This window comes from Xanthomonas sp. 3793 (assembly GCF_024806835.1).
Classification (GTDB): domain Bacteria; phylum Pseudomonadota; class Gammaproteobacteria; order Xanthomonadales; family Xanthomonadaceae; genus Xanthomonas; species Xanthomonas arboricola_F.
This window is the reverse complement of sequence record NZ_JANTYU010000001.1, coordinates 617885-638867: the sequence shown is the minus strand read 5'-3', so window position 1 is coordinate 638867 and position 20983 is coordinate 617885. Positions and strand designations below refer to the sequence as shown.

General features: G+C 63.9%; 9 protein-coding genes and 3 pseudogenes. 8 read left to right on the top strand and 4 right to left on the bottom strand.

What is annotated here, in order from left to right:
• Positions 1 to 7 precede the first annotated feature (7 nt).
• From FHY18_RS02620 to FHY18_RS02595, 6 genes are all read left to right on the top strand, one after another.
• Positions 8 to 4369, top strand: a complete 4362-nt coding sequence (locus tag FHY18_RS02620; protein ID WP_259152463.1) for an Ig-like domain-containing protein — start codon at positions 8 to 10, stop codon at positions 4367 to 4369.
• Entirely contained in the window at positions 4366 to 5949 is a 1584-nt protein-coding gene (locus FHY18_RS02615) for a family 43 glycosylhydrolase (protein ID WP_259150816.1), read from the top strand. The genes FHY18_RS02620 and FHY18_RS02615 overlap by 4 nt, the downstream gene beginning before the upstream one ends.
• Positions 5950 to 6118: 169 nt before the next feature.
• Positions 6119 to 8413 (top strand): S9 family peptidase, encoded by a 2295-nt coding sequence (locus FHY18_RS02610; RefSeq protein ID WP_259150815.1) that lies wholly within the window; start codon positions 6119 to 6121, stop codon positions 8411 to 8413.
• 97 nt (positions 8414 to 8510) lie between these two features.
• A complete protein-coding gene (locus FHY18_RS02605; protein ID WP_259150814.1) occupies positions 8511 to 10265 on the top strand; it encodes a DUF6055 domain-containing protein in 1755 nt (584 codons plus the stop codon).
• 590 nt (positions 10266 to 10855) lie between these two features.
• Positions 10856 to 13750 (top strand): TonB-dependent receptor, encoded by a 2895-nt coding sequence (locus tag FHY18_RS02600; protein ID WP_259150812.1) that lies wholly within the window; start codon positions 10856 to 10858, stop codon positions 13748 to 13750.
• A gap of 158 nt (positions 13751 to 13908) precedes the next feature.
• A complete protein-coding gene (locus FHY18_RS02595) occupies positions 13909 to 16299 on the top strand; it encodes a glycoside hydrolase family 127 protein (RefSeq protein WP_259150811.1) in 2391 nt (796 codons plus the stop codon).
• Here the strand turns inward: FHY18_RS02595 and FHY18_RS02590 are convergent.
• The 3 genes and pseudogenes from FHY18_RS02590 to FHY18_RS02580 form a co-directional block, all read right to left on the bottom strand.
• Positions 16283 to 16786 (bottom strand): annotated as a pseudogene (locus tag FHY18_RS02590) (RHS repeat protein); the annotation flags it as partial. The gene FHY18_RS02595 and the pseudogene FHY18_RS02590 sit on opposite strands and share 17 nt — an antisense overlap.
• Positions 16787 to 16840: 54 nt before the next feature.
• Positions 16841 to 17278: a hypothetical protein gene (locus FHY18_RS02585; RefSeq protein ID WP_259150810.1), complete on the bottom strand. Its 438-nt coding sequence runs from the start codon at positions 17276 to 17278 to the stop codon at positions 16841 to 16843.
• A gap of 505 nt (positions 17279 to 17783) precedes the next feature.
• Positions 17784 to 18635: pseudogene (locus FHY18_RS02580) on the bottom strand (RHS repeat-associated core domain-containing protein); the annotation flags it as partial.
• Between the two features lie 243 nt (positions 18636 to 18878).
• Here FHY18_RS02580 and FHY18_RS02575 point away from each other — a divergent pair.
• Positions 18879 to 19628 (top strand): AAA family ATPase, encoded by a 750-nt coding sequence (locus FHY18_RS02575; protein WP_259150809.1) that lies wholly within the window; start codon positions 18879 to 18881, stop codon positions 19626 to 19628.
• A 92-nt stretch (positions 19629 to 19720) separates the two neighbouring features.
• Positions 19721 to 19966: pseudogene (locus FHY18_RS02570) on the top strand (hypothetical protein); the annotation flags it as partial.
• A gap of 227 nt (positions 19967 to 20193) precedes the next feature.
• Here the strand turns inward: FHY18_RS02570 and FHY18_RS02565 are convergent.
• The gene (locus FHY18_RS02565) at positions 20194 to 20886 is read right to left on the bottom strand and encodes a hypothetical protein (protein WP_259150807.1); all 693 of its coding nucleotides are present in this window, start codon (positions 20884 to 20886) and stop codon (positions 20194 to 20196) included.
• Positions 20887 to 20983: the final 97 nt, after the last annotated feature.

The following is a 20983-nucleotide window of genomic DNA, read 5'->3' as shown; positions in this document are numbered from 1 at the left end:
TGTGTTGATGTCGCCGTGTCGCAACGGGCGCGGCATGCGTGCGGGTTTGGCCGGGTTGCTCTGGGCCGGCACGGTGGTGGGGATGGCGGTGGCGATCGCAAAGCCGGCACAAGACGCGCCCATGGCTGTCGCCAATGCGGACATCGGCTACCCGCATTTCCGTGGGCTGGCGCATCCGGTGCCCGACAGCGGCGTGGCCTTCGCACCCGGTGGGCAACTTGCCAGGATCTACGCTGCCGATCTCGCGCGAGGGGCAGGGCAGGCTGCGGGCAACGATTTCTGGATCGACCGCATGCTGGTCCGCGAAGGCACCGGCGGCGGCTACGATGACAAGAACGATTGGCTGTTCACCCGAGGCCGCGCGGCCTTTCTGGCCACGCACAAGCCCGAGATTCCCGGCTTCGTCGGCCAGGTGGCGTACTGGCATGCCACCGACTACGACGCCTTGTTGCGCATCCTCTCCAAGCAAGGCGACCGTGCAGTGCAATGGACCGAGCGCCCGCAACAGCGCCGCCAGACGCCCAGCTATTTCAGCACCGTGTTCGAGGATGCTGCGGCAGGCGTACGGATGCATCTGGTCAAGTACATCACCGAGCAGAACGTGGCGGTGGCCAGCATTGTGCTGTCCAGCCTGGACGGCGCGGCGCATACGCTGTCGGTGCAGGCGCTCTCGCCGCTGGCCCCGCATGCCGATGGCACGGAGCTGACCGGCGCGTTCGATGCCTACAACGCCATCACCACGGTGTTTGCGCGCCTGTCCGGCAATGGCTTCCGGGTGGACGGCAACCAGCTGGTACGCGAGGTGGCGGTGCCTGCCAGCGGCCAGGCGCCAGCGCTGAAGCTGCAATTGGGCCTGCTCACGCACGAACTGCCGCAGGCGCAGGCCGAGTACACCCGCATCGCCGCGCAGTCGCCGCAACAGGCCTACCGGCAGCACGTCGCCAGCTACAACCGCTGGTGGGTGGACAACGTGCCGTATCTGGACACGCCAGAGCAGAACATCACCAAGAGCCTGTTCTATCGCTGGTGGGTGCTGCGCTTCAACTTTCTCGATGCCAACGTGCCGGGCAACGACTACCAGTTTCCGGTCGCCATCGAGGGCGTGCTGGGCTACAACAACGCCATCGTGCTGACCACCGGGATGTTCCTGGACGATCTGAAATACCTGCGCGACCCGAGCTACGCCTACGGCAGCTGGCTCAGCGCAGGCGAGACCGCGGGCGGCGGCAAGTACACCGACAACCCCGGTTCGCCGGAAAACTGGTCCAACTCCTACGCGCAATACATCACCGCCGCTGCCTGGCGCTCGATGCAGCTGCATGGAGGCCCGCGCGCACTGGCCGCAAAACTGGCCCGCTACGGCAGCGGCGATGTGGACGGCGTACTGGCTGCCTACGATCTCAACCACAACGGCCTGATCGAATACGACTGGGCAGCGATGACCGGCAACGATGCCGATGCGGTGTCGTTCGACTGGGCGGCCAAGCACGGCGAAATCCGCATGGATCGCACCGAAAGCGCCTATGTGTACGCCAATGCGCAGGCCGCGGCGCAGGCAGCGCAACTGGCCGGCGACAGCGCAACCGCGCAGCGCATGCAGGCGACCGCACAACGCATCCGCCAGGCGGTGCTGGACGTGTTGTGGCAGGACCACAGCGACAGCGCCGACTCGGTGGGCTTGCACGGCGAGCTGCTCAAGCATCGCCAGGCCAAAGGGCCGCGCCTGCCGGTGGACTGGAAGGAAACCAACAACTATTACCCTTTCAGCGTGGGCCTGATGCCCAAGCAGGGGGAGCCGGACTACGACCCCAAGTATGTCCGCGCATTGCGGCTGTTCGCCGATGCGGCGCATTACCCGCTGTTTCCGTTCTATACCGCCAATCAGGTCGATCTGCAGGCGCGCGGCAGCGGCGCCGATTCGGGCAGTAACAACTTTTCCACCATCAACGCCACCGTGGCGTTCCGCCTGTTCGGCGAGGCGCTGCGCGATTACCCCAGCCCGTTCCTGAGCGCGCGCAGCTACCGCAAGCTGCTGTACTGGAATGCATGGGCGCCCTATATCGACGGCGACAACCGCTACCCCGACCAGAACGAATTCTGGGCCAGGGGCAGTGCCGGCGATGGCGGCAAGATCGGGTACCGCTCGTGGATTCACCACACCCAGCTGGGGGCGACCAACTTCACGATGATCGAGGACGCGATGGGCCTGCGCCCACGCAACGACGACAGGATCGAGCTGTATCCCATCGACATCGGCTGGGACCATTTCGCCGCCGACAACCTGCGCTACCGCGATCGCAATCTGAGCATCGTCTGGGACCGCGACGGGCGCCATTACAACGGCAGGGCCGCGCAGGGCTATAGCGTGTATCTGGATGGCACGCTGGCGTTTCGCGTGGACAGGCTTGCGCATGTGATCTACGACCCGGCCAGCGGGCAGGTGAGCGCAGCGCCGGACGCGGTCAATGGCAACGGCGCGGCGCAGGTGCTGGAGGCGCATCCGGCGCAACTGGCGTCGATGGCGCAGGTGCCGATCGCTGCCGATTCGCGCCTTGCCCAACTGCTGGGCAAGGCCGGCGTGGATGCGACGCTGCCGGCCACCGCCACCACGAATCTCGCAGAAGGCGCACAGGTCACCGCCAGTTTTGCCACGCCGGGGTTTGCCGCCACTGCGGCGGTGGATGGCAGTACCGCGAATACCCCGTTCTGGGGCACCGCCGGCTCGCCGTCTGCCAGCGACTGGATCGCGCTGGACCTGGGCCAGCCGCGGCAGGTGGATCAGGTGGTGCTGTATTTCTATCGCAGCTCGGCCCCGGCAGGCGTGCAGCATGGTTTTCCGTCGGGCACCCATCCCGGCTACGCCGCGCCGTGGATCTATACCGTGCAATACCAGGACGGCGCCGGCAACTGGAAGACCGTTCCCGGGCAGGTGCGCGATGCGGCGATCGCCGTGGGCAACCGCAACCGGGTGCGCTTTCCGGCGCTGCGTGCGCAGGCGCTGCGCGTGGTGGTGACCCATGCCGGCAGTGCACGCACCGGCATCAAGGAACTCCAGGTCTTCGACAGTGGCCTGGCCGCGCCTGCGGTTGCCGGCAATGCGCCGCCGCAGGTGCAGGCATGGCAGCTGGACGATCCCGGTGCCGATGGCGCGGTGATGGTGAACGGCCGGGTGGGCGATGACGGCTTGCCCAACGGCGCGTTGCAGGTGCGCTGGCAGATGCTGCAAGGCCCGCAGGGTGGCGATGCGGTGTTCGAAGATCCTGCCGCAGTGCATACGACGGTACGCTTCACGCGTCCGGGTGCGTACACGGTGCGGCTAGCGGCCAACGACGGTGCATTGGACGGTCATGCCGACGTGCAACTGCTCGCGCCCGCCGCGCCAGTGCTGCAGAGCGTGCCCCTGCACGCGCTGGCCACGGTCAGCGCGCAACTGACCGGCTCGCAGTACCGCGTGCAGGCGCTCAACGACGGGTTCGTTCCCGCAGCGGGCAGCCAGCCGAAGGGCAGCCGGCGCTGGGGCAGTTACGGGAGCGAACAACCGGCCACGCTCTGGCTGCAGTACCAGTGGCCGCGGCCGGTGCGGCTGTCGTCCAGCACGCTGTACTTCTGGAACGACCAGCCCCGCGGCGGGGTGGCCGCGCCCGCCAGCTGGACATTGCAGGCACTGCACGACGGCCGCTGGCAGGACATCGTCGCCGACGGCGGCTACCCGATTGCCGCCGCTGCCAGCGGTGCCGCCAGCACCGCCCGCTTTGCGCCGGTGGTCGCCACCGCGGTGCGTGCGGTGCTCGCCACCCAGCCCGGCGCCGACGGGCGCATGCCCATCGGCGTAGACGAATGGCAGGTGCACTCGGAGTTACCCACGCGCGTGGAAGCGATCGACCTGCGTACCGCGCCCGGCCAGCTGCCGGTGTTCCCGCCGCAGGTCGATGCCTTCTTTGCCGATGGCAGCGTGCTGCCGGTGGCGGTGCAGTGGCCGGAGTTGGCGGTCGAGCGGTTGGGCAGCGAGGGTGCGGTGGAGGTGCAGGGGCTGGTGGAGGGCGTGGCTCCGGTCAAGGCCATGGTCTGGGTACGCGCCACTCCGCCGGGGCAGATCAACACCGTACAGGCCTTGCCCGAGGTGAGCGCAGTGGCCGGGCAGGCGCCCACGCTGCCGGGCTTTGTGAGCGTGCAATACAACGACGGCTCGCGCGAGCGCCTGCCGGTGCAATGGCCGGCGCTGGCGCCGGCGCGTTACGCGCAACCCGGGCAGATCGGCCTGACCGGCACCGCGCAGGGGCGTGCGCCCACCGGGGCGGTGTCGGTTCCCCTCAACGTGCAGATCAAGCCAGCCAGCACGCCGACCCGGCGCCAGGGATCGACCCGGTGATCGGCAGCCTGGCGCGCACCTTGGCGCTGGCCGGCGCGTTGTGGTTGGCCGCATTGGCCGCCTATGCGGTGCCGCCGCGGGGTGTGCCGCTGCATGCGCCGGGCAACCCGATCCTCGCCGATGGCAGCACCTATTCGGCCGACCCAGCGCCGTTGGTGGCCGATGGCAAGCTGTACATCCTGGCCGGGCGCGACACCGCGCCACCGGATCGCAACGCCTTCGTCATGCCTGGCTGGCAGATGTTCGTCAGCAGCGACCCGGCCAGCGGCCAGTGGACGCATTACCGTGATCTGCTGCGCCCGCAACAGGTGTTCGCCTGGGCCGACCAGCGCCATGCCTACGCAGCGCAGATCGTGCGCGGGCCGGATGGCCGCTATTACCTGTATGCGCCGGTGCAGCAGCGCAACGCATCCAGTCCGGATCCCTTCGCGATCGGCGTGGCGGTGGCCGACAGCCCGCTCGGCCCGTGGACCGATGCGCATCCGCAAGGGCCGGTGGTGTCGCAGTCGGTGCCCAACCGCAACACCATCCAGAACATCGACCCCACGGTGCTGGTCGATGACGATGGCCGCGTGTATCTGTACTGGGGCACCTTCGGCGCGTTGTTCGGGGTGGAGCTGGAGCGCGACATGGTGAGCTTCAAGGGCACGCCTGTCGCGGTGGACACGCTCAAGGGCTATTTCGAAGCGCCATGGCTGTTCAAGCGCAACGGTGTCTATTACCTGGCCTACGCGGCCAACACTGCCGGCCGCGAGTCGGCGTGTACGCCCACGCTGTATCACGCGTGCATCGCCTATGCGAGCGCACCCACGCCGCTGGGGCCGTGGACCTATCGCGGCATCGTGCTGCCGCCGGTGTCCTCGACCACCTCGCATCCGGGCATCGTCGCCTTCAAGGGGCAGTGGTATCTGGTCTATCACACCGCCGATGCGCGTGGCGGCGGGCATTTCCGCCGCAGCGTGGCGATCGATCCGCTGCAGTGGGACGACAGCACCCAGCCGGCCGGCATCCGCACCGTCACTCCGAGCCGGCGCGCGCAGCCAGCGCTGCCGCCACAGCGCAATCAGGCGCCCTCAGCCGTGGCCACCGCGTCCAACGGCCCGGATATTCCGCTGCAGTACTGGATGGCCGCGCTCAACGATGGGGTGGTCAAGGCCAATCCGCTGCCGCCGCAGCTGTGGGGCAGCTGGACGCCCGACAATCCGCCACGGCACTGGCTCCAGTACAGCTGGGCGCAGCCGGTCACGCTGGACAGCAGCCGCGTGATGTTCTGGGCCGATCACCCGGCCGGCGCGCAGGTCGGTGTGGCGCCGCCGGCGCGCTGGCACCTGGAATACCGCCAGGGCGGGCAATGGCATCCGGTGCAGACGCGCGAGCGCTACGGCACCCGCACCGATCGCTACGAGGCGGTGTCGTTTGCGGCAGTCAGCACACGTTGCGTGCGCCTGCTGATGGATGCCTCCGGTCAACCCGGCAGTTACGCCGCGCTGGCCGTGCAGGAGTGGGAAGTGCTGGCACCGCACCCGCAACCTTTGCCGGCTGCCGGCGACACCGACAGCAGCCGCTGCGATGCGCCGTGAGCGTAGTGACCCAACCAGAATGAGGCATGTCGTGCGTACGATCCCCGCGTTGTCCCTCCGTTGCCGCGCGCTGTTGCGGCTTGTCGTCGTGCGCTGGCCGTTGCAGTTGGCGTTGGCTGCCGCATCGGTCATGCCGGCGGCTGCAACATCCGCGCCTGCATCCGCAGCGATGCCCGCTGCCGCAGCGACGTCGACGGCCAGTCCCACCTCCTCAGCCGCAGCGGCTCCCACTGCCGCGGACTACACGCGTGCGCTCGGCCTGTCGCAGCACTACGCCGCGCTGGTCGAGCATGCGCCCAGTGCGCCGACCTGGGTCGATGCCGGGCGCTTCCTCTATAGGCGCGGGGTTGCGCGCAGCGGTCGGCCGCCGGCCATCGAGTACCGCATGGTGGAGGCCGCCAGCGGCCGCAATACGCTGGCCTTCGACCATGCACGCCTGGCGGCGGCACTGACCCAGGCCGGCGCGCAGAAGGTGGATGCGGCAGCGCTGGCGCTGCAGGCACCAACCCTGCAGCAGGACCGTCTGGCGTTCCAGCTCGCCGGCGTCGGCTGGCAGTGCACGTTGTCGCGTTATTCCTGCGTGCATCTGCACGACCGCGATGCGCCGCCGGAGTCGATGGATATGCGGCTTCCGCTCAAACAGGGCGAGCGCGATGCCAAGCTATCGCCGGATGGGCGCTGGCGTGCCTGGGTGGAGCAAGCCAACGTGGTGATCGCGCCGGCGAGCGGCGGCGAGCGCAGCGTGCTCAGTCGCGATGGCAGTGCGCAGTACTACTACGCGCTGGACAGCCTGGTGTGGTCGCCGGATTCGCAGCATCTGGCCGTCTATCGGGTCAAGGCGCCACCGCCGCGCATGGTCTACTACATCGAATCGGCACCGGCCGATCAGGTGCAGCCCAAGTTGCACCAGCAGGTCTATCCCAAGCCCGGCGATATGTTGCCGGTGATGCAGCCGGTACTGTTCGACATCGCCACGCGCGCGGCGCATCCGGTGGTGATGACGCTGCTGCCCGATGCCTTCAGCCTGAGTGAGATGGTGTGGTGGAAGGACAGCCGCGGTCTCACCTTCGAGTACAACGCACGCGGGCATCAGCTGTACCGCGTCATCGAGGTGGATGCACGCAGCGCCGCCGCGCGCACGCTGATCGAAGAAACCTCGCCGACCTTCATCGAATACTCCGAGCTCAGCGGCGAGCACGAGGACGGCGGCAAGCATGCGCGGCGCGATCTGGCCGATGGCACGCAGATCGTATGGGCCTCCGAGCGCGATGGCTGGGAGCATCTGTATCTGTACGACGGCCGCACCGGCGCGGTGGTCCGCCAGGTCACGCGTGGCGAGTGGGTGGTGCGCAAGCTCGATCGCATCGACGAGCCAGCCGGGCAGCTGTACTTCAGTGCCTCCGGCATGCAGCCCGGCGAAGATCCGTATTATCGCCACGCCTATCGCATTGGCCTGGACGGTAGCGGTCTCACGGCGTTGACGCCGCAGCAGGCCGACCATGCCGTGCAGTACTCGCCAGACGGAACGTGGTTGCTGGATCTGTACTCGCGCGTGGATCTGGGGCCGGTGCTCCAGCTGCGGCGCAACGTCGACGGCAGCGTGGCGCGCACCATCGAGCGCACCGATCTGAGCCGCCTGCTGGCGGCCGGTTGGCAGGCGCCGTTGCCGTTCCATACCACCGGGCGCGATGGCAAGACCGAGATCTGGGGGGTGATCCATCGCCCGCAGCAGCTGGATCCGCAGCAGCGCTACCGCGTGGTCGAAGACATCTATGCCGGCCCGCAAGGCTCCTTCGTGCCGAAGGGTTTCACCACGGCGGTGCCTTCGCTGACCGCGCTGGGCTTTGCGGTGGCGCAGATCGATGGCATGGGGACCAACAATCGCGCGCGCGCTTTCCACGACGTGGCCTGGCGCAACCTCAAGGATGCCGGCCTGCCGGATCGCATCGCCTGGCACAAGGCCGCTGCCGCGCAGTATCCGTGGTACGCCATCAATGGCGGCGTCGGCATCTACGGCACCTCGGCTGGCGGCCAGAATGCCTTGGGCGCGTTGCTGTTCCATCCTGAGTTCTATGTGGCGGGCGTGGCCAACTCCGGCTGTCACGACAACCGCATGGACAAGATCTGGTGGAACGAACAATGGATGGGCTGGCCGGTGGGGCCGTGGTATGCCGAATCGTCCAACGTGGAAAACGCCGCGCGCCTGCAAGGGCATTTGCTGCTGGTCACCGGCGACATGGACATGAATGTCGATCCCGCCAGCACCTTCCAGGTGGCCGATCGCCTGATCAAGGCCGGCAAGGAGTTCGACCTGCTGGTGGTGCCCGGTGGCGACCATGGCGCCGGTGGCGAGTATGGCCGCCGGCGCCTGCTGGATTTCTTCATGCGCTGGATGCAGCAGGCACCGACGCCGGAGTGGAATCGCACATCGTCCACCCTATCGGTCACACAGCCGCCAGCGTGATCGCACGCGCGTGTCACGGTCAGCGGGGCCGGTGCAGGCAGCGAGCGCAGCTTCATTTCAAAGGCCGCCATTCCGGCGCGTCCCGTTGGAGAACCTCATGCAGCATCGAACACGCGGCATCGTCAGAGCGATTCTTGCAACCGTCTTATCGGCGGCACTCCCCGGCATTGCCGCAGCCGCGGAGGCTGTGGGGTGCCAGTCGCTGTCCAACGACGCTCCCTGGGGGGCCGCCCAGCCATTGCGTACCTGGACGCCGGTCCGCAGTTCGGCGGCATTGAATGCGGTCGGCGCTGCCGACGGGGCGCCGTTTCAGGCCAGATTGATCACTGCGTTCGGCGAGGATTCGGCGGTGTCGGTGCGATCGGTGGTGCTCGAGTACCCCGATGGTTGCCGACGGCGGTATCAACTGCTTTCGTTCGCCGCGTCCGACCGGCAATACGTCGCCACCGTCGCCAAGGCGCATCCGGCGCGGGTGGATCGACGCACGTATCTGACCAAGGCCGAACCGGACACCATTACCGCCGCGATGCTGGCGACTGGATCCGCGAAGAAATACGAAACGCAGCACTTCGCATTCTGGTACGGAGTGAATACGGCCGCGGAGAGTTATCGCGATGTGGCCACGCGCGGCGTCGCGTGGACAACCTTCGTTACCCACAGCGCCGCCTGGTTCGAAAAGGTCTGGCAGATGAATGCCGACCTGCTCGGCGCACCGATGCCCTATGCCGCAGCGACGGCGCCCAAGCGCATCAATGTCTACCTGTGCGGCACCGGGCTGCCGTATGTGCAGGGCGGCGATCTCACCGAATGCGGTGCCAGTGGAGGGCAGGCGATCGGTATCTCGTCCTGGGCGCTTGGGTACGGCTCGCACTCGGTCGCGCATGAGTTCATGCACACCTTGCAGTACTACAGTGGCGGCTACCGCAATTTGCAGGCCGCCGGCTGGTTCTGGGAAACCCATGCCAACTGGAGCGCGTTTCAGACCGCGCGGATGGACGATTCTGCAGTGGCGTACTACCAGTCGAACCTGGAGAACGGACCGCTCTTTCCGGAGAGCCGCTATGGTGCGCATCCATTGTTGATGTTTCTGGCCGAAACCGACGCAACCCGCTCGCTGGTCTGGGAGATGTGGCTGAAAAATCAGCGCAATGCCGCTGGCGATACCCTGGAGCTGCCGATTCAGACAGTGGTTCGCCTCGGCCAGCAACAGGGCGTGTTTCCGCAGGGTTTTCGTTCGTTTGCAGATTCCATCGGGCGCTATGGCGCTCGGCTTGCCGCATTCGACTTCGTCAGCCAGAAGGCCTTGCTCGACATCAGCAAGGATCGTGCTGCCGCCAAGCGTTATGTACCGTTGAAGGCATTGGCCACGCGCGGCCGCTATGCCTCCTCACCGGAGCGGCCATTGAACATCTATGGCACCCACGTCATTCCGCTGACCCCGCAGACTGGAGCAAAGGCGATCAGCGTGAGCCTGCAGGGAAAGACCGTGGCTGACCAGGCTGCGTGGCGCTTCACGCTGGTCAGTCTGGATGCGCAGTCGCATCCCACGTACGCACCGCTGGGCGCAGTGGACGGCACGGCGAAGAGCGCGGTGACCTTGACGCTGCCTGCCGGCAGCACGCAGACCTATCTGGTCGTGACCGCCACGCCGTATCGCTATAGCGTTGTGCCGACCGCCGTCGACCAGCTGGCAGGCAAGAGGCCGTTGCAGTTTCCGTACGAAGTCAGCATCACCGGGGCCACGCCGCTAGCGGGTCTGGCCACCACCTGCTACGCCTATGCAGGAACCGATGGGCTGGATCAGAACTGGAATACCAACGGCCATCGCACCGATGACACACCGTGCAGATAAGGCGCTGATATTCAGCAGTGAGCGTACCCGACGGTAGGCCCGGCGTCTGGATCTGCCGCCGGGGCAGAGGATGGCCAACGCAACGGTGCCAACACCTGTGGGGTGAGTGCAGGTGTCGCTGCGACACTGCCGCGTACGCGCGATATGCCGCTATGAGCACCCTATGCTTGTCTGGCGCGGACAGGGTTTTTGCGGTCGCTGGCGGTCTGGCGGCAGGCGGCATCTGCATGCAGTCTTGCTGCAGCGATGTGTCCGCGCACGCCAGTGCGCATGCCAACCATGCTGTTTTCCGCATGCACTGTCGCCAAATGCGACAAGACGCGGCGCGTGCGCACAGGCACATTGTGACCAGCTGATGAAACTGGAGCGCATGGGCGACTCCATTAACGAACCAACCTCCATCTGACGACGCGTGGTGACGCGATCGATGCCGATCGCGTGCGTCGCCGGGTGTCTGCGTCTGCGTTGTCGTCATGGCGAAGCATCTCGCCGTGGCTGTTTCCGCCTTCGATGTTTCCCGCACTGGTGCATGCCGGTACGGGCGTGTGTTGCCCGTCGGCTACCCGCTTTTTTCGAATCAGGAGTCCTGCATGTCGATGTTGTCGCTGCCCATCCATCGCCGTCCCGTCACGGGGCCGCGCCCGCTGCGCAGCACGCTTGCCACCGCGCTGGTCGTGGCGCTTTGCGCAGGCACGGTGGTTCCCGCGCTGGCGCAGCAAGCCGGCAACGGCGATGCAACGCAGACGCTCGACAGCGTCGTGGTCACCGGCTCGCGCCTGCGCCGCGTGGATACCGAAACCGCCAATCCGGTGGTCACGGTCAGCCAGGAACAGATCGCGGCGACCGGCAAGGCGACGGTGGGCGATCTGTTGCAGGAACTGCCATCGATCGCCGGCAACGCCACCAATCCCTACACCAACAACGGCGGCGGCACCGGGGCCTCGGCGATTTCGCTGCGCGGCCTGGGCGAAAAGCGCACCCTGGTGCTGGTCAACGGCATCCGCCTGGCCTACAACGACGTCAACGCCATTCCGTCCAGCATGATCGAGCGCATCGAGGTGCTCAGCGATGGCGCCTCGGCGGTGTACGGCTCCGATGCCATCGGTGGCGTGGTCAACTTCATCCTGCGCACGCATTTCGATGGCGTGCAGTTCAGCAGCGACTTCGGTACCAGCAGCGAGCGCGACGGCAATCGCCGCAACTTCGCCCTCACCGCCGGCAAGACCTGGGAGCGCGGCAGCCTGATCGGTGGGCTGTCGTATCACAACATCGACCCGGTCTCGGCCGGTGCGCGCGACTATTCGAAGGATGCGCTGGCGCTGACCGATGGCGTGCCGGTGAAGCAGGGCTCGTCTGCCACCCCGACCGGCACGGTCAACTTCAACGATGGCTCGGATCAATCCAATCAGCTCCGGCAGGCCAACGGCTGCGCGCGCGTCACGCTCAATGGCGGCGTCAGCGGCCGCGCGGGCCCTGGCGATTTCCACTGTTACAACGCCAGCGCCGACTCCTACAACTACCAGCCGTTCAACCTGCTGCAGACCCCGCAAAAGCGCACCAATGCCTTCCTGCTGAGCACGTTCCGCTTCAGCGACAGCGTCGAGGGTTACCTCAATACCTGGTTCAGTAAAACCGAGTCGGCCTCGATCATCGCGCCGATCCCGATCTTCTCCAACGGCGACAACATCCTGGTGTCGTCGCAGAGTTACTACAACCCGTTCGGGGTCAACTTCGGCACCGATCGCATCACGGGTACCTCGTACAACGACCTCAACACGCGCGCCACGGTGCTCGGCAACCGCAGTTATCAATACAACACCTACAACTTCCAGATCAGCCCCGGCCTGCGTGGCCGCTTCGGCGACAGTTCCTGGCAGTGGGATGCGAACTTCAACTACGGCAAGGTCAAGCAGAAGTCGATCAACAACGGCTTCCTGGACTATGCCGCGTTCAACCAGGCCATCGGGCCGTCGTTTCTGGACAGCGATGGCGTGGTCAAGTGCGGTAGCGCGGGCGCGGCGATTGCAGGGTGCACACCGCTGAACTTCTTCAACCTCAACGACAGCTCAAACCTGGCCACGTTGCAGGGCATGGTGGTCAACCCGATCGTGACCAGCGTGTATACGGTCAAGCAGTTCGAAGCCAACGCCAACGGCACGTTGTTCGAACTGCCGGCTGGCTCGGCGAGCCTGGCGGCCGGGCTTTCGTATCGCAAGGAGCGCTCGACGACGGCGTCGGATGCGCTGTGGACCGGCGACGAGAACGGACTGTGCGGGGTGATCGAGTACTGTTCGTCCACACTGAGCGGCAGCTTCGACGTCAAGGAAGCGTACGCCGAAGCGTTGTTCCCGCTGCTCAAGGAGCTGCCTGGCATCAACGCGCTCAATATCACCCTGGGGACGCGTTTTTCCGATTACAGCTCGGTGGGCAGCAAGACCAACAGCAAGGTGTCGCTGGAGTATCGGCCGATCGAAAACCTGCTGGTGCGCGGCACCGTCTCGCAGGTGTTCCGCGCGCCCAACATCAATGAACTGTATGCCGGCGTCGCAGGCGATGCAGCCACCGTCAACGACCCCTGCAACGGCTACACCGGCGGCAACAACGTCGCCTGCGCCAATGTGCCCACCGACGGCAGCTACCAGCAATCGGACGGGCAGGTGTCGGGCAAGGTGTCCGGCGCGGCAGTGGCCGGCTACCAGCTCAAGCCGGAAACCGGCAAGTCCTACGACGTTGGCCTGGTCTATGACCCGCAGTGGATCGACGGCCTGTCGATCAGCGCCGACTGGTGGCGCATCGATCTGGAAGACACCATCACCACCGTCTCCGCGCAAACGGTGCTCAACCAGTGCTACGCCAACTCGGCAAGCGCGTTCTGCGCGTTGATCCATCGCAACGGTAACGGCACCATCAATTACATCGCCGAGCCCACCGTCAACCTGGGCAAGCTGTGGGCCAAGGGCATGGACTTCAATCTGACCTACCGGTTGCCGTCCACGCCATGGGGCAACATCACCGCCGGCCTCAACGGCACCTATCTCACCCGCTACGACGTGCTGCCCGACACCACCGACCCCAGCTCGGTCACCATCCACAATGTCGGCCGCTACACCCAGGCGTACGGCAACTTCCCGCGCTGGCGCGCGCTGGGGACGGTGAGTTGGGCGTTGGACGACTGGAGCGCCACCTGGCGCATCCGCTATGTCGGCCACACCGCCATCGGCAACTCGGATCCGGACCAGAGCCTGTCGGCCGATTCCAGCACGCCGACAGTGGTGCGCAACATCGGTGCGTACGTCTACAACAACCTGCAGCTCGGCTACAACGTGGAGCCCTGGCATACGCGCTTCGAGGTGGGCGTGGACAATATCGCCAACAAGCAGCCGCCGTTGTATTACTCCAACAACGTGGGCAATGCGAATACCGATGTGGCCACCTACGATCTGCTCGGTCGGTTCTACTGGGCGCGTGCAACGGTGAAGTTTTGAGTGCGGCCATGGCGCCGCCGCCGTCCGATCGCACTGCTGCTCTCCGATCCGGCCGGGCGGCAGCAGACCACGTCACCCACTGCTTTGCAGCGCGAGTGTCGGCCTGTGCTGTAACCGCGCGCGCAGTCCGCAAGCAGCGCAGGAGCTAAGCTGAGCCCATGACAGAGCCATCCCGCACCGAGCGCGTCACCGATCACACCTTGTCCCTGTCGCGGCGGCGCTTTCTGGCCTGGAGCAGCCTGGCAGTGGCCGCGGGCTTCCTGCGCTTCCCCGCCGATGCCAGCGCCGCCCAGCCTGGCCGCATGCGCGCGGTGCCGCTGGCCCAGGTGCGCCTGACGCCGTCGCTGTTCCTGGATGCGCTCGACACCAATCGCCGCTACCTGATGCGGCTGCAGCCGGACCGGCTATTGCACAACTTCGTGCTGTACGCCGGTCTCGACCCCAAGGCGCCTGCCTATGGCGGTTGGGAAGCGGACACCATCGCAGGCCATACGCTGGGCCACTATCTCAGTGCGTTGGCCTTGATGCATGCGCAAACCGGCGATGCGCAATGCGCCACGCGTGCCGCGTATCTGGTGAGCGAGCTGGCGCGTTGCCAGGCGCATGCAGGCGATGGCTATGTGGCCGGCTTCACCCGCAAGAACGCCGCAGGCAAGATCGAAAGCGGGCGTGCGGTCTTCGATGAACTCAAGCGCGGCAAGATCGACCCCGCACCGTTCTATCTCAATGGCAGCTGGGCGCCGCTGTACACCTGGCACAAGCTGTTTGCCGGCCTGCTGGACGTGCATGCGCATTGCGACAATGCGCAGGCGCTGCAGGTGGCAGTGGGGCTAGCCGGTTATCTGCAAGGCATTTTTGCGGCGTTGGACGATGCGCAGCTGCAGAAGGTGCTGTCCTGCGAATTCGGTGGCCTCAACGAGTCGTTCGTCGAGTTGCATGTGCAAACCGGCGATGCGCAGTGGTTGGCACTGGCGCAGCGCCTGCATCATCACGCCGTGCTCGACCCGCTGATCGCCCAGCGCGACGAACTGGTGCACCAGCATTCCAATACCAATATTCCCAAACTGATCGGCCTGGCGCGCGAGTACGAAGTCACCGGCGATGCCGCATCCGGTGCGGCCGCGCGCTTCTTCTGGCACACCGTCACCGACCACCACACCTACGTGATCGGCGGCAACGGCGACCGCGAGTACTTCCAGCAGCCGGACAGCATTTCAAAGTTTCTCACCGAGCAGACCTGCGAGCACTGCGCCAGCTACAACATGCTCAAGCTCACCCGGCATCTGTATCAATGGGGCCCGCAGGCTGCATATTTCGACTATTACGAGCGCACGCTGCTCAACCACGTGATGGCGCAGCAGCATCCGCGCACCGGCATGTTCACCTACATGACACCGCTGCTGGCCGGCGAAGCGCGCGGCTGGTCCACACCGTTCGACGATTTCTGGTGCTGCGTCGGCAGCGGCATGGAGGCGCATGCGCAGTTCGGCGACTCCATCTACTGGGAAGACGGGCAGGGCGTCTACGTCAATCTGTATGTGCCGTCCACGGTGCGCGATGCAGCCGGGTTTGCGCTCAGCCTGCGCAGCACGCTGCCCGAACAGGGCCAGGTCACACTGCAGATCGCCGCAGCGCCAGCAACGGCGCGTACCCTTGCGCTGCGCGTGCCTGGCTGGGCCGGCGCGTTCACCTTGCAGGTCAATGGTCAGCTGCAGAACCTGCAACCGATGGATGGGTATTTGCGCATCGAACGGGTATGGGCCGCTGGCGACACCGTGTCCCTGCAGCTGGAGATGCCGCTGCGCCTGGAACCCACACCCGATGATCCGGCATGGGTCGCGATCATGCGCGGCCCGCTGGTGCTGGCGGCCGACCTCGGCGATGCCGCAACGCCGTGGAGCAACAAGACCCCGGCGCTGATCGGTGGCGATGACGTCCTGCAACGCCTGCGGCCGCTGCCGGCCCACGGCCACTACGCCTATGCAGATGGCGATGGCGATGGCGCCCAGCAATGGCTGTTTTCCCCGTTCTATGCCCAGTTCGATCGCCGCAGCGCCGTCTACCTGGAGCACCGCGACGCCTCCGCCTGGCAACAACGCCAGGCCGAGCTGGCGGCGGCGGATGCGGCGCAACGCGCACTCGACGCGCGTGCCCTGGATCGCATCGCCCTGGGCGAGGAAGCATCGGAAAAGGCGCACGCCCTCACCAGCGACAGCTCCTATGCACTGAGCTACCGCCGCCGCGCCGGCCGCGACGCCCGCACCGGTGGTTTCATTGCCTTCACCCTGCGCAACACCGCGAAGGCCCGCATTCTGCGCCTACGCTACTGGGGCGACGAAACCCGCCGCCGCTTCCGCATCCTCGCCGACGGCGAACTCATCGCCAACGAACGCCTCGACGGCAACCGCGGCCTGGACTTCGTCGATGTGGATTACGCCTTGCCCGCAGCAGTGGCCGGCCGCGCCACCCTGCAGATCCGCATCGAACCGGAGACCGGCTACTCGGCAGGGCCGGCGTTCGGGTGTTGGGTGTTGGCGTCAGCGCGGTGAGATTGCCGGCCGGCTCAAAGCCAAAGCCGATCTCCAGCCCGCCTGGTCGGGTGTCCTGGATGGGCTGCGAGCGGTAATCCAGATGATAGAGGCGGGCGAGTGTGCGGCCATTGCCATAGGTGTAGGCGGCCACAGGGCCGAGCCCAGAAAAACCTGCCGCGTGCCGCCGGCGGTGGTGACGCCCACTTCTGCGGTCTCACCTTGGGCATTGCGAACATAGTCCACCGCTGCACCATCGGGATAGGTTGGCCGGCTTTGGTGTAGGCGTAGCGCAGCACAAAAACGCCTTGCCGTTGGTGGTCTGCACCTTGCGCATCAGATCGAAGAAGCGTCGTAGCAGTAGTCGATGCTGCTGCTGCCGTCCTGCATTGGGCCAGGCGGTAGATGGGGTAGGTCTCGCCGCTGGCGCAGGTGGTCTGGCTGAATTGTTAGGTGTAGATGCTGGTTGTCGGATGGTCCACGTAGTCAGCTTGCCCAGGGCATTGTGGCCGCATGAGATATTCCCCACAGCCTTCTCCTTTATCTTTCTCCTGGTAAACTTTTAGAACCAATTACTTTCTTCCGGCGGACTTTCAATTAGCTTTATAAGCTCGTCGTGCTTTCTGGTGTATTTCATTGTTGCGAACGTCCCCATGTAGGTCATCGCACCAGATTCAGGGCTGGCGGAGAATATAAAAAAATTATCATTTTTTGGACGCGCTCCAATTTTTCCCAGAAATACCTGGATATCAAGTATCTGCGAAAGTTTTGCTCGTGGACTTGCTAGAATCACAGTTTTGCGAGCGCAATTCTTAAAAAAAACTTCGAATGAATCTCGCCCCTTGACAGGGTGCTCATTCACTTTCATTACTTCAATATTTTTAACTAGGTCAAGTTCCACTATGACTAAATCCCGAGCATCGCAAGAGGTTGAAGCTGCAGCGTATGAAGTATGAAGAATCCCGGCGACCCCGATAGCTACAACAGCTAAGTGCCTCATTTTAGTCTCCTATGTAACGTAAGACGGTGGAGCCTTCGGGGAACTGATCAACCCCGGCAGGTCCAACGTATATGTCATGCGCCCCCATCGTAGTGACGCCGCCATTCACGCCTGGAACTACTATAGCAGTATGGCCTGTCGAATTTGGACCCACATTTCTATTTGCTGCAATGTCTCCAGGCATGCGTTCTTCGTACTTGCCTAGCTGCCTCCAATTTGGAATATATCCTTTTGCCAGTTCGGCGGCGGTAGCGCATCTATCTATCTGTTGGTCGTTTTTATCTCTGATCGTAACAGTTGTTGGGGCTCCTGCATTCGAGGCCGCATCACAGACAAATGACGAGCATTTCCAGGAATTTGCAGGATATTGCGTAGACCTAGACTGGTAGAATCCGTAAGCAGTTGATCCTACATTTTGCATCGCCCAACTCGAGATGGCGTTACGCTTCTGTAAATTGGTTAAACTTCCCTCCATAAGACCAAGCACATCAAATTTTTCAAGGGAGCTACTGCCAGCATATGAAAAAGTGCTAAGTCCGCCCAAAAGACCGATTGGGTCACTCTGCACGTATCGCCCGGTAGCAGGGTCGTAATCCCGGAAGTAATTCTGATTTAAGCCACTGGCCGCATCAAACCGCTGCCCCGGGAACCGCATATCCAGCACCAACGCTGCACCATCGCCATCCGGATCCTGATTCGGCGCGGTGTTGCCGAAGGCTTCGCCCTTCAAGCTCCATGTCCACGCCGCCACATCGCGGGTTGGATCAATGACTACACGCAGACTGCCCAGGTGGTCGGTTTCGATGTAGTGCAGTTTGTTTGCGCTTACCAGCAGGCCGACCGGTAGGTCGTCCAGCCAGATTGCTTGCTGCTTGGGCGCGCCACTGGCGTCGTAGTCGCCTAGCCAATGACCGGCTTCGTCATAGAGCGTGTAGGTATTGGTGGTGCCCAGGAAGCGGCGCACCTGCTCACCACGGCCGTTGTAGCGGTAGTTCATGGTCACCGCGCCAGCGCGGCGGGCTTGGGTCATGCGGCCGGTGGTGTCGTAGGTGTACTGGCGCGCGGTGCCGCCGATGGCGGTGGTGTTGCCGGTGGCATCGTAACTGCAGGCCACGCCGGCCACGGCACTGAGGCGATGGCTGTCGGCCGGATAGGTGTAGGCCTGCGTGGCGGTGCCGACCTTGGCGCTGAGGGGGGCGGTGGCGTCGTCGCTGTAGCCGTCGATCAGGGTACCGGTGCTGCCGTCCTTGAGGCCGGTCAGGCGGCCCAGGGTGTCGTAGCCCAGGCCGATCTCGGGCGTGGAATTGCCAGCGGGCGTCAACGCGGTAAGATTGCCGGCCGGGCCGAAGCCGAATCCCGCGTCGAAAAACGATGTGAGTGGTGAAGATGGGCTAGTTATCATCGCGGCGTGAGCGTCATTGGGTAGGCAGCGACGCTTTGCCTTCCATACTGACAGAATTAGAAATTACGAGTAGTGTCGTATGGATAATTCGCAGGCATACAGCACCGCCCCGTACGCGATTTGTTGCGTTAACATACGTGCTTTGCGCTTTATCGCTTCCGCCGCGTGTAAGCGCGCGCCGCCTAAAGGGTGATCTCCATGCGCGCACTCGATGCTGAACACTTTCTGTTGGAAATCAAGCTCAAGAGGAAAGGCCAAGCCTTTGATCGCTATCCTTTTTCTCTTCCTGCAGTCCGTCATTTGGGTAATTTAGAGCTGCATCCGAAGGTAACCTTCATCGTTGGTGAGAACGGGAGTGGCAAGTCCACGCTGCTAGAAGCCATTGCGGTTGCCTTTGGATTCAATCCAGAAGGAGGTACGAAGAACTTCAATTTCCAGACCCGTCCCTCGCACTCGGAGCTGCATGAGTATTTGACGCTTGTGAAAGGGGTTGCGCGGGCCAAAGATGGATTCTTTTTACGTGCAGAAAGTTTCTTCAACCTTGCAACCGAGATCGAGCGGCTGGATGAGGGTCCTTATGGGGCGGCGATCATCGATTCTTATGGTGGGGTATCGCTTCATAAGCAATCTCACGGCGAATCTTTCTTCGCGCTGATGATGAACCGTTTCGGTGGAAGCGGCCTTTACATACTCGATGAGCCTGAAGCTGCACTTTCGCCTCAACGGCAGCTGGCGATGATGTCGCGACTGCACCAGTTGGTACAGTCGCGATCACAGTTCTTGATCGCTACTCATTCGCCAATTCTCATGGCGTACCCTGATGCTTGCATTTACCAGATCGGCGATAACGGACTTGAGAAGGTTGATTATGAAGACACGGAGCACTACATGGTTACCAAATATTTTCTCAACAACTACAAGCGCCAGATGGATCATTTGCTAGATTAGTGCTCGATGTTTGATTGTCTGCATTACGTAAGGCTGCCCAGCCAATGACCGGCCTCATCGCAGAGCATTTAGGTGTTGGTGTGATGTCGAGGAAAGGCGCACCTGATCGCATCGCCCTGGGCGAATCAGCAGAGGATGCATCGGAAGAGGCGCACGCCCTCACCAGCGACAGCTCCTACGCACTGAGCTACCGCCTCCGCGTCGGCCGCGCACTGATCGCCAACGAACCCCTGGACGGCAATCGTGGCCTGGACTTCGTCGATTTTGATTACGCCTTGCCCGCAGCGATAGCCGGCCGCGCCACCCTGCGGATCCGCATCGAACCGGTGACCGGCTAATCGGCTGGACCGGTATTCGGGTGTTGGGTGTTGGAATCGGCTTGAATATTGCGCCGGCCTAAGCTCACGATGAGAGTGAGTCGTCCCCCGTCGGCGGCCCGACGCACGCGGTGCGGCATGTGGACGAGCCAATCGATTGGACGAGCCAATCGATGCACCTACGCCGCAGCAGCTTGGGCTATTCCATAGGAGCGCCACACATCCAGGCACGGGGTGGAACCAATGCATCACTTGCCTAGCGACTGTTCCCGAGCCCGTTCTATCTCCTGGCTGAGCACGCGCTTATTCTCGTCGGTATTGATCGAGCCAAGCCCGACGCCGTCCGCATTATCGTCTGGAGCAGACATGCGGGCCTGTTTTTCCAGCGCGGGTAGACGCTTGGTCAGGTAGTAGCTGGGATAGTGCGCGCTGACATCCTCCAGCGTGGCCGATCTGAGTTCCAGAAGTCGCTGTTCTCTGGCGCTTGCGGTAGATCCTTTGTATTCCGCGATGAAGCGGTCTGCGACAATCAACCTCTTCGGGTTTTCAGGTTCTGTAACGATGCGCTCGCCCAGGCGATCCATGTTGGCGCCGTTGCTGCGGTAGGTCACCACGACCGGCTTTGCAGCGCTGGTCGTGATGACAATCATCGTGCTGAAAAACTGTCGTCCCGAGTAGTCGACCAGCGCAACAAGCTCCAACGTGCCGTCGTGATCAAGATCGATGAATTGCGCTTCTCCGACGGTTGGGGGGACGGTTTCGCCATCGGGATCGAACCTGGCGATCAATGCTTCGGTCAATTTCGGCAAGTCGCGTGTTCCATTGAGTTCAGCCGATCGCGATGCTTGCCAAGTTATTGGGTCGCCGGTATCCGAACTCCATGCCGGAAACGAGGCCGCCGAAGCGGCGAGCAGTGCAAGTAGGAAACGATGGTTCATCATTGCAGTTCTGCCTTGTTGCATTGTCGCAGTCAGGTCAATTCAATTGTTTCGTGGACTGGCCATGTCGCGAGTACGGGTTGGCATGCCTGCTGCACTC